The organism is Roseovarius sp. MMSF_3298, assembly GCF_030733705.1.
Lineage (GTDB): Bacteria > Pseudomonadota > Alphaproteobacteria > Rhodobacterales > Rhodobacteraceae > Roseovarius > Roseovarius confluentis.
Map to the genome: position 1 here is coordinate 37,532 of NZ_JASHIN010000004.1, position 14,953 is coordinate 52,484.

A 14,953-nucleotide genomic window follows, 5' to 3' on the forward strand; every position below is an offset into this window, starting at 1 on the left:
CGTGCTGGAATATGCAGCCAAGGCGCGCCACGCGCCGCGGCGTGACGAGGGAGACCCTGATGGCAGACAGTACCAAATCCGCGAAACTGACGATCGAAGGCAACGACTACGAGCTTCCGATCTATTCGCCCACCGCCGGACCGGACGTGATCGACATCCGCAAGCTCTATGCGCAGGCGGGCGTGTTCACCTATGACCCCGGCTTCACCTCGACCGCCAGCTGCGACAGCACGATCACCTATATCGACGGCGGCAAGGGCGAGCTTCTGCACCGCGGCTACCCGATCGACCAGCTGGCCGAGAAATCGCACTATCTCGAGGTGTGCTACCTGCTGCTATACGGCGAGCTGCCCTCCGCCGCCCAGTTGGAAGATTTCGAGACCCGCGTGACCAACCACACCATGCTGCACGAACAGATGCAGTTCCTGTTCCGCGGCTATCGCCGCGACGCGCATCCGATGGCCATCATGGTCGGCGTCGTGGGCGCGCTTTCGGCGTTCTACCACGACAGCACCGACATTTCGGACCCGTGGCAGCGCGAGGTCGCGACGATCCGCCTGATCGCCAAGATGCCGACGATCGCCTCGATGGCCTACAAGTACACGCTGGGCCAGCCCTTCGTGTATCCGCGCAACGAGCTCGACTATGCCTCGAACTTCCTGCGCATGTGCTTTGCCGTCCCGGCCGAGGATTACGAGGTTAACCCGATCCTTTCGCGCGCCATGGACCGCATCTTCACGCTCCATGCCGACCACGAGCAGAACGCCTCGACCTCCACGGTGCGGCTCGCGTCTTCGTCGGGCGCCAACCCGTTTGCGTGCGTTGCGGCGGGCATCGCCTGCCTCTGGGGCCCGGCCCATGGCGGCGCCAACCAGGCCTGCCTGGAAATGCTCCAGGAAATCGGCACGCCCGACCGTATTCCGGAATTCATCGCGCGCGCCAAGGACAAGGACGATCCGTTCCGCCTGATGGGCTTCGGTCACCGCGTCTACAAGAATTTCGACCCCCGCGCCAAGGTGATGAAACAATCCGCCGACGAGGTGCTTGACCTTCTGGGCGTGGAAAACAACCCCACGCTTCAGGTCGCCAAGGAGCTTGAGGCCGCGGCGCTCGACGATCCCTATTTCACCGAGAAGAAGCTGTTCCCGAACGTGGATTTCTACTCGGGCATCATCCTCGAGGCGATGGGCTTCCCGACGTCAATGTTCACGCCCATCTTCGCGCTCAGCCGCACGGTCGGCTGGATTTCCCAGTGGAAGGAAATGATCGGCGATCCGCAACTGAAAATCGGCCGCCCGCGTCAGCTCTACATGGGCGAGACGCTGCGCGACTACGTGGACATGGAAAACCGGTAAGCGCCGCACCCGCTCTTCTGCAAAACGCCCCGCCGGTGCGGGGCGTTTTTCGTTGCGCCGTCCGGTTATTAAAATTGTAGCCAACCGACGGGGCGGACCCGATCGTACATTTACTTACGATTCAGTCGGCTGCGCCATGATTGCTGCAACTGGTCGGTTACGAGCACATCATGGTGATACTCGCCATCTTGGGACATCATGATCTTGGGCCAGGACGACACGGTGACCGGCGGCGACAGCTTTGACCTTTTCATCGGCAGCAGCCCCACTTTTTGCCGGCAGCCCGGCCAACATCATGGATTTCGAGGTGAACGAGGAGTTGCTGGTGCTGACATAGGAGGGCAGCGACCTGCCGGACCTCAGCCTGAAGGATGTCGTCGGCGACGCGCTACTGAGCCTCGACGGCGCCCCGCCGCAATCCTGGCCGGGCTTGGCGGCTCGTTCGTGCTCAGCGACGTGGAACTGGTCGAACGCGTCGCCTGATCAGCGCCCCTCGTATTCCGGTTTGCGCTTGTCCAGGAAGGCGGTCACACCTTCCTGGAAATCCCGTGTCCGGCCGCATTCGCCCTGCAACTGCGCCTCCAGGTCCAACTGCTTGTCGAACCCGTTTTCCCAACTGCCGCGCACCGCGCGCTTGATCCCGCCATAGGCCGCCGTCGGTCCCTTGGCCAGATGCGCCGCCCGCGCCTGCCAGTGCATCTCGAACGCGTTATCCTCGACCGCCTCCCAGATCAGGCCCCAGGCATCCGCCTGCCGCGCCGAAATCGGCTCGGCAAAGAGCGCCGCGCCCATCGCCTTGGCCGCGCCGACCTGCCGCGGCATCCAGTAGGTGCCGCCCGCATCCGGGATCAGGCCGATCCGCGCAAAAGCCTGCAGGAAATAGGCGCTCTCGGTCGCGATCACAACGTCGAAGGCCAGCGCCAGGTTGGCCCCCGCCCCTGCCGCCGGGCCGTTCACCGCCGCGATGGTCGGCACCGGGCAGTCCGAGATCATCCGCAGCATCGGCTCGTACTCGTCGCGCAGCACGCGCTCCACGTCCAGCGCCGCCGCCGTGCCGTTGTCCGACAGGTCCTGCCCCGAACAGAACGCCTTGCCATTGCCGGTCAGCACCGCCACCCGCGCCTCGCGCCCGGCGCGCTGCATCGCATCGGTAATCTCGGCCCGCATCTGGGTATTGAGCGCGTTCATCTTGTCAGCGCGGTTCATCCGCAGCACGGCGATGTCGTCGGTCAGGTCATAGGTCAGGGTCTGATAGGTGGTCATCGGGCGGGCCTCCATCTGGCGTTTGACGCCAATCAACCCCGCCCGGGCGTGAAATGCAACGCGCGACGGCGCGTCAGTCCTTCATGATTTCCTTCAACCGCGCCTCTTCGGCCCAGCTCAGCCCGGCCTCATCCTCCGGTTTCGCCCGCGCGCGGCCGCGGATATAGACCACCGCCAGCAACCCGCCCAACAGCAGCATCACCGGCCCCGCCAGCCACAACACTAGGTTGCTGCCGCTCGCCACCGGGTTCAGCAGCACGTATTCGCCGTAACGGTCCACGACGAAATCGATGACCTCCTCGTCGCTGTCCCCCGCCACAAGCCGCTCGCGCACCAGAAGGCGCAGGTCCCGGGCCAGGTCCGCATTGGAATCGTCGATGCTCTCGTTGCGGCAGACAAGGCAGCGCAGGCCCGAGGAGATCTCCCGCGCGCGCTCTTCCAGCGCCGGATCGTCAAGAATCTCGTCCGGCTGCACCGCCCAAAGCGGCGAGGCCAGAAGGCACAGGATCAGCACAAGCCGTTTCATTCCGCCGGCACCCCCACGGCGCGGGTCTTGCGCGCACCCGCCGCCACGCGATAGCGCCGGTCGGACAGCGACAGCGCGCCCCCGATCGCCATCAGGATCGCACCGCCCCAGATCCAGTTCGCCAGCGGCTTGTAGTAGGTCCGCACAGCCCAGCCGCCCGCCGCCTGCTCGTCGCCGATCACCACGTAAACGTCACGCAGGATGCCATTGTCGATCGCGGCCTCTGTCGTGGGCATCCCCGCCACCGGGTAAACCCGCTTTTCGGGGTTCAATTGGCTGATCTCGGACCCGTTTTTGGACAGGGTCACATCTGCCATCGTGGACAGGTAATTCGGCCCCTCCACCTCGCGCACGTCGTTGAGCGTGATGGTCAGTCCCGCCACGTCGAAACTTTCGCCCACCTGCGCCACGCGGATATCCTCGGCCTCCCAGGCCAGCATCCCGGCGATACCCGCGATGGTGATGCCAAAGCCCGCATGCGCCACGGCCTTGCCCCAGTCCGCCCGCGGCAGGCGTTTCAGCCGCGACAGGCGGCCCCCGCCCCGGCCCGTGCGGCTCCACAAATCGACCACCGCGCCCGACACCAGCCAGGCGGCCAGGAACAGGCCCACCGGCCCAAGCGCGCTGCGCTCTGTCTGCATGGCATAGGCCAGCGCACCCACCGCCACGGCCAGCGCAAAGGCCCCCGCCAGCGGCCTCACGACCCGGCCCAGGTTGCCCCGCTTCCACGGCAGCATCGCGCCCACCGGCAGGATCAGCCCCAACAGCACCATGAACGGCGTGAAGGCCATGTTGAAGAACGGCTCGCCCACGCTCAGCTTGCGGTCGAACATTAGCTCCGACACCAGCGGCCAGATCGTACCCACGAAAATGACGAAGGCCGACACGCCCAGAAGAACATTGTTGGCGACCAGCATCGTCTCGCGGCTCACAAGGCCAAAGACCCCCTTGGCCTGCATCGCCCCGGCCCGCGCGGTAAAGAGCGACAGGCCAAGCATCATGAAGAACCCTGTGATCATCAGCAGGAACACGCCGCGCTCCGGGTCCGTCGCAAAGGCATGGACCGAGGTCAGCACGCCCGAGCGCGTGATGAACGCGCCGATCATCGAAAAGCCAAAGGCGATGATGGCGAGCAATATGGTCCAGCTTTTCAGCGACTCGCGCTTTTCAACCACGATGGCCGAATGCAGCAACGCGGCGGCGATGAGCCACGGCATGAAGCTGGCGTTCTCGACCGGATCCCAGAACCAGAAGCCGCCCCAGCCCAGCTCGTAATAGGCCCACCAGGACCCCAACGCGATGCCGATGGTCAGAAAGATCCACGCCGCCAACGTATAGGGCCGCACCCACCGGCCCCAGGCCGCATCGACGCGGCCTTCGATCAGGGCGGCCAGCGCGAAGGAATAGGTCATCGAAAGGCCCACGTAGCCGAGGTAGAGGAACGGCGGATGGAACGCGAGGCCCGGGTCCTGCAATAGCGGGTTCAGGTCACGCCCATCGAAAGGCGGCACTTCCATGCGCAGAAACGGGTTCGAGGTGAACAGGATAAAGGCAAAGAACGCCACACCGATCAGACCCTGTATCGACAGCACCCGCGCCTTCAGCGTCGGCGGCAGGTTGCCCCCGAACCATGCGGCAAAGGCCCCGAACAGCGTCACGATCAGCACCCACAGCAGCATCGAGCCTTCGTGGTTCCCCCAGACGCCGGTGATCTTGTAAAGCATCGGTTTCGCGGAATGGCTGTTGGCCACCACCAGTTCCAGCGAGAAATCCGAGGTCACGAAGGCCCAGGTCAGCGCCGCAAAGGCCCCCAGCGTCAGCACGAATTGCAGCGTAGCGGCGGGCTCGGCCACGGCCATCCACCCCGCCCATCGCTTGTGTGCGCCGATCAGCGGCACGACGGATTGAAAGCACGCCACGAAGAAGGCGAGGATGAGGGCGAAATGTCCAAGCTCGGTGATCATGGCCCGGTTATAATCGCCCCGGGCCTCGCCTCCAACGCATTTCGGGTGCGACGGGTGATCACATTGTCGCGGGGCGCGGCCGTGCCGTCGCTGCCCCCCGGGGTGGCGCGCCGACGGCAGAGCAGCAGACCTTAACCCCAGCCAAATCCGAAAAACGTCCAAGCAGAGCGCTTGCGTCTGCCAAATCGCCGCCTCCTGGGTGGGCGGCAGCGATGGCGCGGCGGCGCGTACCGCGCCTTGATTCCGCGCCGTCAGTTTACCGCCCGTGGCTCGCCTCCTGCCACTCGCGCAAGGCCGCGTTCGGCTCGCTTTCCACCTCCTGCACCTGCAACGCCAGCCCCGCATCATGCCCGGTATCCGCCACGCCCGCGCTGCCCGCGTCCAGCGCGCGCAAGGATCTCAGGTTGCCCACCACCTGTGGGGTGCGGGCCATCGTGGCGGCGATGGAGCACTGAAACTCCTGCCCCTTGGCCTGATGCCGCGCGCCGAAATAGAAACTGACGATTGCCCCCAGCAGCCACCACAACGGCTCGGGCACCAGTGCGATCCCCTGCATCCGCTCGGAAAACCAGATCGGATCGACCATCGCCGCGACGAACAACCCCAGCGTCCCAAGCGCCATGGCCGGGCGCGGCACCCGGTTCAGCCCGTCGATTAACCGGTCGTACCAGCCCTTGCGCTCGGCCCTGAACTCGGCCGCAAGCTGCGCCAGCGCCGCGCCCTGCAATTCGGCGGCGCGTTCATCCGATTTCTCGGCATTCACCCGGAACACTTGGGCCGTTTCCGCCACCGCATTGCGCCCCCCGCCGAAGACCAGGCTCAGGACCGTCTCGATCAGTCCCATTTCGCCACCCGATCCCGAAACTCCGCCGGCGTCATGTGATAGCGCGACGAGATGAACGCCTCGGCGCGCCGGATCCAGCCGCCCTTGCCACCCGACCGGGTGCGCGCAAACTTGCGCGACGCGGGGCGCTGATCGGCCAGCCGGAAATAGTAATTCCGCCGCGCGATCCCGTAGGCATCGGCAATATGCAGCGGCGCCACGCCATGCGCCAGCTCCGCCGCATCGATGGTCTGTGGGCCGATGATTCCGTCCACGGCCACCTCGTGGCCCATCTGCCGCAACAGCCGTTGCAGGATCTTCACCGCGTTGGACCCCGCATTCACGTACATGTCGAACACGCTGGCCTGCAAAACCTGCGGCAGCCGTGCGATCCCGGGCCGGTGGTAATAATGGTCGATGAAGATGTCCTGCGCCTGCGCCCGGCTGAGACGACGCACATCGGCCACGTCCACATCCCCGTCCCGGTCAAGGTCCAACCCCAGCCGCCGCATCGTGTGGATGGTCACGCCATGGTTGGTGGCCCCGCCCGGGTCGTCGGGGTCATTCACGAACCCGCCTTCCCGCGCCAGGATATCCTCTGCGATCTCCGAGACAGTCTGCATTCCGCGCCCCCTTGGCCAGCGATTTGAACTCGCCGGCAAGGATTGTCAGGAATGGTTAATGCGTGGCTTAGCTACCGTCCGGTTCCTGGTAAACGCCCTGTTCCTTCAGCGCATCGACGACTTCCTTGGGCATGTATTCCTCGTCATGCTTCGCCAGGATCTCGGTCGCGGTGAACACGCCGTCCTCGTAGCGGCCCAGGCCCACCATGCCCTCGTTCTCGCCAAACAGATCCGGCAGAACGCCGGTATAGCGCACCGGCACCGACGCCCCGCCATCAGTCACGCTGAAACTCACGGTCTCGCCCTCGCCACGCACCAGAGTGCCTTCCTCGACCAGCCCGCCAATACGGAACGTCTCCGAAGGTGCGGGCGGTTCGGCCATAACTTGACTGGGCGAGCGGAAGAAGTTGATGCCGTCGCGCATGGCATAGCCGATCAGGCCCGTGGCCAGGATAAGCGCAATCGCCGTCACGGCAATGACCTGCACGCGCCTCTGTTTCTTCAGTGATTTCATCGCGCTACCCCGTCCTCCTCAGGGAAACTAGGGAAACACCGGCGCCAGCATCAGCCCCGTCGTCTCGTCCAGATTTAACATCAGGTTGGCGTTCTGCAAGGCTTGCCCGCTCGACCCCTTGCACAGGTTATCGAGCGCGGCGACCACGATGGCCCGCCCCTCGATGCGGTCCGCGACGACGCCGATATGGCAGAAGTTGCTCCCCCGCACATGCCGGGTGCTGGACCCCTCGCCAAAGGGCAACACCTCGATGAACGGCTCATCCGCGTAAGCGTTGTAAAGCGTCTCGTAAACCGCCTTCGCCTCGCCCTTCACATACCCCGTCGCCAGAATCCCCCGGTTCGCCGGCACCAGGTGCGGCGTGAACTGGATGTGCACGTCGCGCCCCGCGATGGCCGCGAACTCCTGGTCAAACTCGCCCAGATGCCGGTGCGTCCCCCCCAGAGCATAGGCGTGATACCCCTCCGACAACTCCGCATGCAGCAGGTTTTCCTTCAGGCTCCGCCCGGCCCCCGACACCCCGCATTTCAGGTCCAGGATGATGTCGTCGAGGTCGATCACCCCGGCCTCGATCAGCGGGCGCAGTACGTATTGCCCGGTCGCGGCGTTGCACCCTGTTCCGGCCACCAGCCGCGCCTCGCGGATGGCATCGCGGTAGAACTCGGTCAGGCCATAGACGGCCTCTTCCTGCATCTCCACCGCCGCATGGGGGGTGCCGTACCATTTCTCATAGGCGGCCGGATCGCGCAGCCGGAAATCCGCGCTCAGATCCACGATCTTCAGATCCTTGGGCAGCGCCGAGATGACCTCCTGGCTGGTCTTGTGCGGCAGGGCGCAGAAACACAGGTCGATCCCGGAAAAGTCGATCTCGTCGATCGTCACCAGCGTGGGCAGGTCGAGGTGCCGCAGGTGCGGAAACGCCTGCGCCATGGTCTGCCCGGCCTTGGAATTGGCCGACAGCGCGGCAATCTCCAGCCCGGGATGCGTCGCAATCAGCCGGACAAGTTCGGCGCCGGTATAGCCCGAGGCGCCCAGAATGGCGATTTTATGGGTCATGTCAGACCTCTTTCGTCAGTTAACAGTCATGTAAGGAAGAATGCGCGGCCCCGCAATGCGACGCGCTGGCCTCAGGCGGCCTGGAACGTGATCCCTCGTCGCAGGAACTGCGTCGCCCGGTCCGAGGTGCGCTTGGGGTCGCCCGTGGTCAGGAACCGCACGCCGGTCCCGCCATCCGCCATGTCCGGATGCCGCGACAGGTAATCGGCCAGGCTCGCCGCCACCAGGTTGGGCTGCGAGAACACCTGCACCTCCGGCCCCAAGGCCGCCTGGAACACGTCCTCGACCAGCGGGTAATGCGTGCACCCCAAAACGGCGGCCTGCGGATTGGGCATCTTGCGCTTGAGCGCGTCCACATGGCTGCGCACCAGCGCTTCGGCCAATATCATGTCGCCATCCTCGATGGCGTCCACCACGCCGCCGCAGGCCTGCGCCTCCACGTCCACGCCGATGGCGCGAAAGGCCAGTTCCCGCTGAAACGCCCGGCTGCTGACAGTCGTGGGCGTTGCAAAAAGCGCGGCATGCTTCACCGCCACCTCGCGCGGGGCGGAATTGTCGCCCCACTGCCGCTCGGTCAGCGCCTCGATCAGCGGCACGAAGACGCCCAGCACCCGCTTGCCCGGCGGCACGCCTTCCTCCTGCATCCGGCGCAGGGCGGCGGCGGACGCCGTGTTGCACGCAAGGATCACCAGGTTGCACCCCTCGTCATGCCACAGCCGATGCACATGCGCCTTGGTGCGGGCAAAGATATCCTCGGGATCGCGCACACCGTAAGGCGCGTTGGCATTGTCGCCCAGATACACCAGTGCCACCTCCGGCAACCGTGCCTCCACGGCGCTCAGAACCGTCAGGCCACCAAGCCCGCTGTCGAAAATTCCAACTGCCATATGTCCCGCGCTGCCCGCGCCCCTAGTCGTATTCGAAGCCAATCTCGTCCGGGTTCACCGAACGCGTGCTAAGCTCATACGTCTTGTGCCGCAGAAACGCCATCATGGATTTTGTGTCCTTGGCCCGTGCGCGCAATTCGTCCTGCGGGATCGGCTGGCCCACCACGACCTGCACGCGTGTGTCCACCCGCTTGCAGAATTCCTTGATCAGCAGCCCCATGCGCAGCGTGTAATGCAAGTGACTGGCCAGCTGGAACAACCGGCTGGTGTGCCCCTCGAAGAAGATCGGCACCACGGTCGCATCCGATTTCGCCACCATCCGCGCCGTGAAGCCCCGCCAGCCGGGGTCGAGCGGCTGGGCAAAGGGTTTCGCCGCCGTGCTGACCGTTCCGCCGGGGAAAATGCCGATGGCCCCGCCGTCACGCAGATAATTCAGCGCGGTCTTGCGGGTCTCGATATTCAGCGCCACCGCCTCTTTCGTCTCGTCAAAGCTGATCGGCAGGATGATCCGGTTCAGGTCTTCGGCCTTGCGGAACACCTTGTGCGCGAGGATACGGAAATCGCCCCGCGTCTGGCTCAGGATATGCCCCATCATCATCCCATCCAGAATGCCGTAGGGATGGTTCGCAATCAGGATCAGCGGCCCGGTGCGCGGAATGTTGTCCAGGCGCCCGCCCACAACGTCCAGCGTCAGGCCATACCGCTCCACCATCACCTGCCAGAAATCGCGGCCCGCTGCGACTTCCTGCTCATAGCCCGCCGCCCGCTTGATCAGCCGAATGCGGCCCGTCAGGTTTTCCATCGCGCGGATCATGGCGCGGCCCCCGCGGGTTTGCGCCGAATAGGCATAGCTGATGTCACGGGCCACGTGGCGTTCCTGGCGCATCTCACCTTCCGTCTCGATTCGCGTGCATCCAACTACATCGCCCCGCCACGTAACAGGGCGATGAATTTTAGGTAACAAACACGGGAGTGCCCTACTGTGCCGCCCGCGCCACGTCCTGCACCCCGTCGCGGATCACCTGCAAAAGATGCTCGCGCTGCTTGGCCGCCTTTTGCGCGTTCGCCATCTTCACCGGGCCGAAGCCGCGGATCTGCAATGGCAATTCCGCCAGCGCCACGATGGCGTCCTGGGTCTTGCCCTCCAGCTTGGGCAGCACCTCGGCCATGTCGGCCTCGTACTCGCGGATCAGCGCGCGTTCCATGCGCCTCTCCTCGCTATAGCCGAAGATGTCCAGCGGCGTGCCGCGCAAGCCCTTGAACTTCGCCATCAAGCGCATCGGCTTTTCCATCCACGCCCCGAACTGCCGCTTCTTCGGCCGCCCGTCCGGGCCGGTCTTGCTCAGGATCGGCGGGGCCAGGTGAAAGGTCATGTCGAAATCGCCCGCGAACTCTTCCTCGGCCTTTTTCCGGCTCTGGATCAGCAGCCGCGCGACCTCGTATTCGTCCTTGTAACTCAATAGCTTGTGATAGCCCAAGGCCACCGCCTCGCGCACGGTCCCGTTCTCTATTCCGTCGACCAGCTTGCGATACCGTTTCGCCAGCCGCTTGCCCTGGTAGCCGACAAGGTGATCGGCGCGGAACGCGATCTTCTCCTCCAGCGACTTCGGCTTTTCCACAACGGTCGGCGTCACCATCCGGTCCGCCTCTTGCGGGTGCTCCGCGGCCCACCGCCCGATATCGAAGGCCCGCAGGTTGCGCTCCACCGCCGCGCCGTTCAGTTCAATGGCGGCGTCGATGGACGCCTTGCTGAGTGGCACAAGCCCCCGCTGCCACGCCGCGCCAAAGATGATCATGTTGGAAAAAATCGCGTCGCCCATCGCCACCCGAGCAAGCTCGCTCGCATCGAACAGCACCACGTCATCCTGCATCCGCGCCTTCAGCGACAGCGCCAGTTGGTCGGTCGGCAGCGTGAACTCGGTGTCGCGGGTGAAATCGCCGGTCATGATCTCGTGGCTGTTGACCACGCCGCCCGTGCGCCCCTTCCGCGTCAGTCCCAGCGTCTTAGCTCCGGCGCTGACAACCAGGTCGCCGCCGATCAGCGCATCCGCCTCGCCCGTGGCAACCCGGATGGCACTGATATCGCTTGGCTTCTCGGCAATCCGGCAGTGGATATGAACTGCGCCACCCTTCTGCGCCAGCCCGGCCATCTCCATCATGCCCGCGCCCTTGCCGTCGATCTGCGCCGCCTGCGCCATCACCGCGCCGATGGTCACCACGCCCGTGCCGCCCACGCCGGTGATCACCACGTTATAGGTGCCGTCGATCCTGGGCAGCGCGGGCTCCGGCAGATCCGGCAGGTCCAGATCGGCCGACGCCTCCTTGCGGATCTTCGCCCCTTCCAGCGTCACGAAGGACGGGCAGAACCCCTTGAGGCACGAAAAATCCTTGTTACAGCTCGACTGGTCGATGGCCCGCTTCCGGCCAAGTTCGGTTTCCTTGGGCACGATGGCGACACAGTTCGACTGCACCCCGCAATCCCCGCAGCCCTCGCAGATATCGGTGTTGATGAAGACCCGCTTGTCGGGGTCCGGAAAGGTGCCGCGCTTGCGGCGGCGGCGCTTCTCGGCAGCGCAGGTCTGCACGTAAATAATGGCCGATACGCCTTTGATTTCCTGAAACTTCTGCTGCACCTGCATCATCTCGGCCCGCTCGTGCCAGCCGATGCCCGAGGGGAAATGCGCCTTCTCCGGCTCTTCCTTCTCGTCATAGACCACCGCGATGTGCTCCACGCCCATCGCCTGCAACTCTCGCGCAATCCGGTCCGGCCCCAGACCGCCCTCGTTGGTCTGCCCGCCGGTCATGGCGACCGCGTCGTTGTAAAGGATCTTGTACGTGATGTCCACACCCGCAGCCAACGCCGCGCGAATGGCCAGAACGCCCGAGTGGTTATACGTTCCGTCGCCAAGGTTCTGGAACACATGCTCGCGGTTGGAAAACGGCGCCTCGCCGATCCAGTTCGCGCCTTCCGCGCCCATATGCGTGAACCCGCTGGTCTCGCGGTCCATCCACAGCGCCATGATGTGACATCCGATCCCGGCATAGGCACGCCCGCCCTCCGGCACCTTGGTCGAGGTGTTGTGCGGACACCCCGCGCAGAAATACGGCAACCGCGCCGCCAGCTCTTCGGCGTTGTCCGATTTCTTCGCTTCGTCAATTAGTTGCAACCCGGCCTTCACGCGGTCCGTGCCGCGGCCTTCCTCCACCAGGATGGTGCCGATCTTCTCGGCCACCATCACCGGGTCCAGCGCCATGCGCGTCGGGAACAGTTCCTCGGAATGCAGGCCGCCCGCGCCGCCCTTGTACCAGCCATAGACGCGCCGCCCCTGCCGGTCGTCGAAAATCGCCTCCTTGATCTGGATCTCGATCAGCTTGCGTTTTTCCTCGACCACCACGATCAGGTCCAACTCCTCGGCCCAGTCGTGAAAGCCCTTCATGTCCATCGGAAAGGTCTGGCCCACCTTGTAGGTCGTCAGCCCCAGACGCTCGGCCTCGGCGGCGTCGATCCCCAGCATGTCCAGCGCATGCGTCAGGTCCAGCCAGTTCTTGCCCGCCGCGACGAACCCGATCTTTGCGCCGGGTTTACCCCACACCCGCTTGTCGATTTTGTTCGCGTGGGCAAAGGCTTCGGCGGCGTACCTCTTGTGGTCGATCATCCGCGCTTCCTGCGCGATCCAGTGATCCCCAAGCCGGATGCTCAGGCCCCCATCCGGCATGTCGAACTCCGGCAGGACGAAGTTCATCCGGTCCAGACTGCCATCGACGACGCTGGTCACTTCCACCGTGTCCTTCATCGTCTTCAGACCCGCCCAGACGCCCGCGAAGCGCGACAGCGCAAAGCCGTAAAGCCCGAAGTCCAGGATCTCCTGTACCCCGGCAGGTGACAGCACCGGCATATAGGCATCCACCAGCGCCCAATCCGACTGGTGACAAACCGTGGAGCTCTCCCCGGTATGGTCATCCCCCATCGCCATCAGCACGCCGCCCAGCGGCGCGGTCCCGGCCATGTTGGCATGGCGCATCACGTCGCCCGAGCGGTCCACCCCCGGCCCCTTGCCGTACCACAGGCCGAAGACGCCGTCGTGCTTGCCCTCGCCGCGCAGCTGCGCCTGTTGCGTGCCCCACAGGGCCGTGGCCGCCAGGTCCTCGTTCAGCCCCGGCTGAAAGGTCACGTTCGACTCGGCCAGCACCTTTTCGGCACGCGCCATCTGCATGTCCACCGCGCCCAGGGGCGAGCCGCGATAGCCCGTCACGTAGCCCGCGGTATTGTGCCCCTCGGCCCGGTCCCGTGCGGCCTGCATCAGCATCAGCCGTACTAGCGCCTGCGTGCCGTTCAGCAGAATCTGCGATTTGGTCAAATCCAGCCGGTCGTTCAGGGAAATCTTCTGATCGCTCATGTCGTCCTCCCGAGGCGCTTGCGCGATCCCGCGCAATTGCTAGGTATATAGGCGTATTTTAGGTCATAATATGTGACCTAACACAAAGTTTCACGTTTTTTCCACGCTATCGGCTGTGAACCGCAGATGTTTTTCTGCTATTGCGCCTGCGGGATTGGATTGCATTGAAAGTTGCGAAATGGATTGGGACAAACTGAGAATATTTCACGCTGTGGCCGATGCCGGCAGCCTCACACATGCCGGCGACCAGCTTCACCTGTCGCAATCGGCCGTCTCGAGGCAGATTCGCGCACTCGAAGAATCACTCAACGCCACACTTTTCCATCGCCACGCCCGCGGCCTGATCCTGACCGAGCAGGGCGAGCTTCTGTTCGATGCCACCCGCGCCATGGTCAAGCGCCTGGACGCCGCCACCGCCCGCATCCGCGACAGCGAGGAGGAGGTGTTCGGCGAGTTGCGCGTGACCACCACCATCGGCTTCGGCACGCTCTGGCTGGCCCCGCGCCTGCCCAAGCTCTTCGCCACCTACCCCGACCTCAACATCGACCTGATGCTCGAGGAACGCGTGCTCGACCTGCCCATGCGCGAGGCTGACGTGGCGATCCGCATGAAGGAACCTAGCCAGGCCGACCTCATTCGCAAGCGCCTGATGATGATCAACATGTGCCTGTTCGCGACCCAGAAGTACCTCGACGAGCGCGGCACGCCGGAACGGATGGAAGACCTCAGCCAGCACCGCATCATCTGCCAGAACCCCCGCTCGGCCCAGGTCGGCGCTGGCGCGACGCTGGTCAGCGAGCTGATGACCTACGACATCCCCTCGCTGCTGACGGTGAACAACTATTACGGCGTGTTGCAGGGCGTGCTCAACAATTTGGGAATCGGCGTGCTGCCCGACTACCTCGGCCAGGATTTCGACCAGATCGTGCGCGTCCTGCCGGAGGTCCAGTCATCGGACGTGCCGGTCTTCCTCGCCTACCCCGAGGAATTGCGCCAGTCGCAACGCATCAAGGCATTCCGCGACTTCGTCCAGGAAGAGATCGTGGTCTATCGCAAAAACGTCGCAAAATAAGGCATTACGCCCATTTCTCGGACAACCGCCGATGCAGCTATGCGGCAACAGCATAGCAGGTTTTCGCCTCCTGCGACCTGATTACCCTTGAACGCTCGGAAAACGGGTACTAATTCGCGGTCATGACGGTGATCAACCCGATCACTTCATACCTCCCTGTTGGACTTTGGCCGAGCTTATTGCTCGGCCTTTTTTTTGGCCTGTCGGGATGGCTGACGCATGATGAAATCAGGTTGCAGCAGCTGCTGACCCTTCGCTCCCTGGCGCGGGATCAAGACGCAGCCAGCTGCTCCGCCGCGCCATCGACGGGCCGCCCCCACGGCACATCGAGTCGTTGAAGTGAGTGCACCGCTCGTTCCTTTTGCGGCAACTTGGGAATAAAGCGCACCTGCTCCGGCCTTGGATCGACGCAGCACGGCCCGTCGATGGCGCGGCTCGGCACCCGGTTGTGGAGCGTCTACGACGGATCCCCA

General features: G+C 64.4%; 12 protein-coding genes. 2 read left to right on the forward strand and 10 right to left on the reverse strand.

Annotated features, from left to right (window positions below; all coding sequences use genetic code 11):
* The first annotated feature begins 59 nt into the window (after nt 1-59).
* Nucleotides 60-1,355, forward strand: coding sequence for a citrate synthase (gene gltA / locus RBB18_RS05480; protein WP_103764287.1), 1,296 nt, complete (start codon nt 60-62; stop codon nt 1,353-1,355).
* Between the two features lie 483 nt (nt 1,356-1,838).
* Here gltA and RBB18_RS05485 read toward each other — a convergent pair whose 3' ends face one another.
* The 10 genes from RBB18_RS05485 to RBB18_RS05530 form a co-directional block, all read right to left on the reverse strand.
* On the reverse strand, nt 1,839-2,618 hold the full coding sequence (locus RBB18_RS05485; RefSeq protein WP_103764286.1) for an enoyl-CoA hydratase-related protein: 780 nt from the start codon (nt 2,616-2,618) through the stop codon (nt 1,839-1,841).
* Nucleotides 2,619-2,691: 73 nt separating this feature from the next.
* Nucleotides 2,692-3,144, reverse strand: a complete 453-nt coding sequence (locus RBB18_RS05490; RefSeq protein WP_103764242.1) for a cytochrome c-type biogenesis protein — start codon at nt 3,142-3,144, stop codon at nt 2,692-2,694.
* The gene (locus tag RBB18_RS05495; protein ID WP_274594310.1) at nt 3,141-5,108 is read right to left on the reverse strand and encodes a heme lyase CcmF/NrfE family subunit; all 1,968 of its coding nucleotides are present in this window, start codon (nt 5,106-5,108) and stop codon (nt 3,141-3,143) included. The genes RBB18_RS05490 and RBB18_RS05495 overlap by 4 nt, the downstream gene beginning before the upstream one ends.
* Nucleotides 5,109-5,364: 256 nt before the next feature.
* The gene (locus RBB18_RS05500) at nt 5,365-5,952 is read right to left on the reverse strand and encodes a holin family protein (protein ID WP_306110788.1); all 588 of its coding nucleotides are present in this window, start codon (nt 5,950-5,952) and stop codon (nt 5,365-5,367) included.
* Entirely contained in the window at nt 5,943-6,554 is a 612-nt protein-coding gene (locus RBB18_RS05505) for a holin-associated N-acetylmuramidase (protein ID WP_103764240.1), read from the reverse strand. The genes RBB18_RS05500 and RBB18_RS05505 overlap by 10 nt, the downstream gene beginning before the upstream one ends.
* 67 nt (nt 6,555-6,621) lie before the next feature.
* Nucleotides 6,622-7,068 (reverse strand): cytochrome c maturation protein CcmE, encoded by a 447-nt coding sequence (gene ccmE, locus RBB18_RS05510; protein ID WP_274594307.1) that lies wholly within the window; start codon nt 7,066-7,068, stop codon nt 6,622-6,624.
* A 27-nt stretch (nt 7,069-7,095) separates the two neighbouring features.
* Nucleotides 7,096-8,124: an N-acetyl-gamma-glutamyl-phosphate reductase gene (gene argC / locus RBB18_RS05515; protein WP_306110789.1), complete on the reverse strand. Its 1,029-nt coding sequence runs from the start codon at nt 8,122-8,124 to the stop codon at nt 7,096-7,098.
* Between the two features lie 71 nt (nt 8,125-8,195).
* Complete coding sequence (locus RBB18_RS05520; protein ID WP_103764237.1) at nt 8,196-9,011, reverse strand: glutamate racemase; 816 nt, start codon at nt 9,009-9,011, stop codon at nt 8,196-8,198.
* Between the two features lie 22 nt (nt 9,012-9,033).
* The gene (locus tag RBB18_RS05525) at nt 9,034-9,897 is read right to left on the reverse strand and encodes a lysophospholipid acyltransferase family protein (RefSeq protein WP_306110790.1); all 864 of its coding nucleotides are present in this window, start codon (nt 9,895-9,897) and stop codon (nt 9,034-9,036) included.
* 91 nt (nt 9,898-9,988) lie between these two features.
* The gene (locus RBB18_RS05530) at nt 9,989-13,408 is read right to left on the reverse strand and encodes an indolepyruvate ferredoxin oxidoreductase family protein (RefSeq protein WP_306110791.1); all 3,420 of its coding nucleotides are present in this window, start codon (nt 13,406-13,408) and stop codon (nt 9,989-9,991) included.
* A gap of 178 nt (nt 13,409-13,586) precedes the next feature.
* On the opposite strand from RBB18_RS05530, the gene RBB18_RS05535 reads away from it, so the two are divergent.
* Nucleotides 13,587-14,480, forward strand: coding sequence for a LysR family transcriptional regulator (locus RBB18_RS05535; protein ID WP_306110792.1), 894 nt, complete (start codon nt 13,587-13,589; stop codon nt 14,478-14,480).
* Nucleotides 14,481-14,953 lie beyond the last annotated feature (473 nt).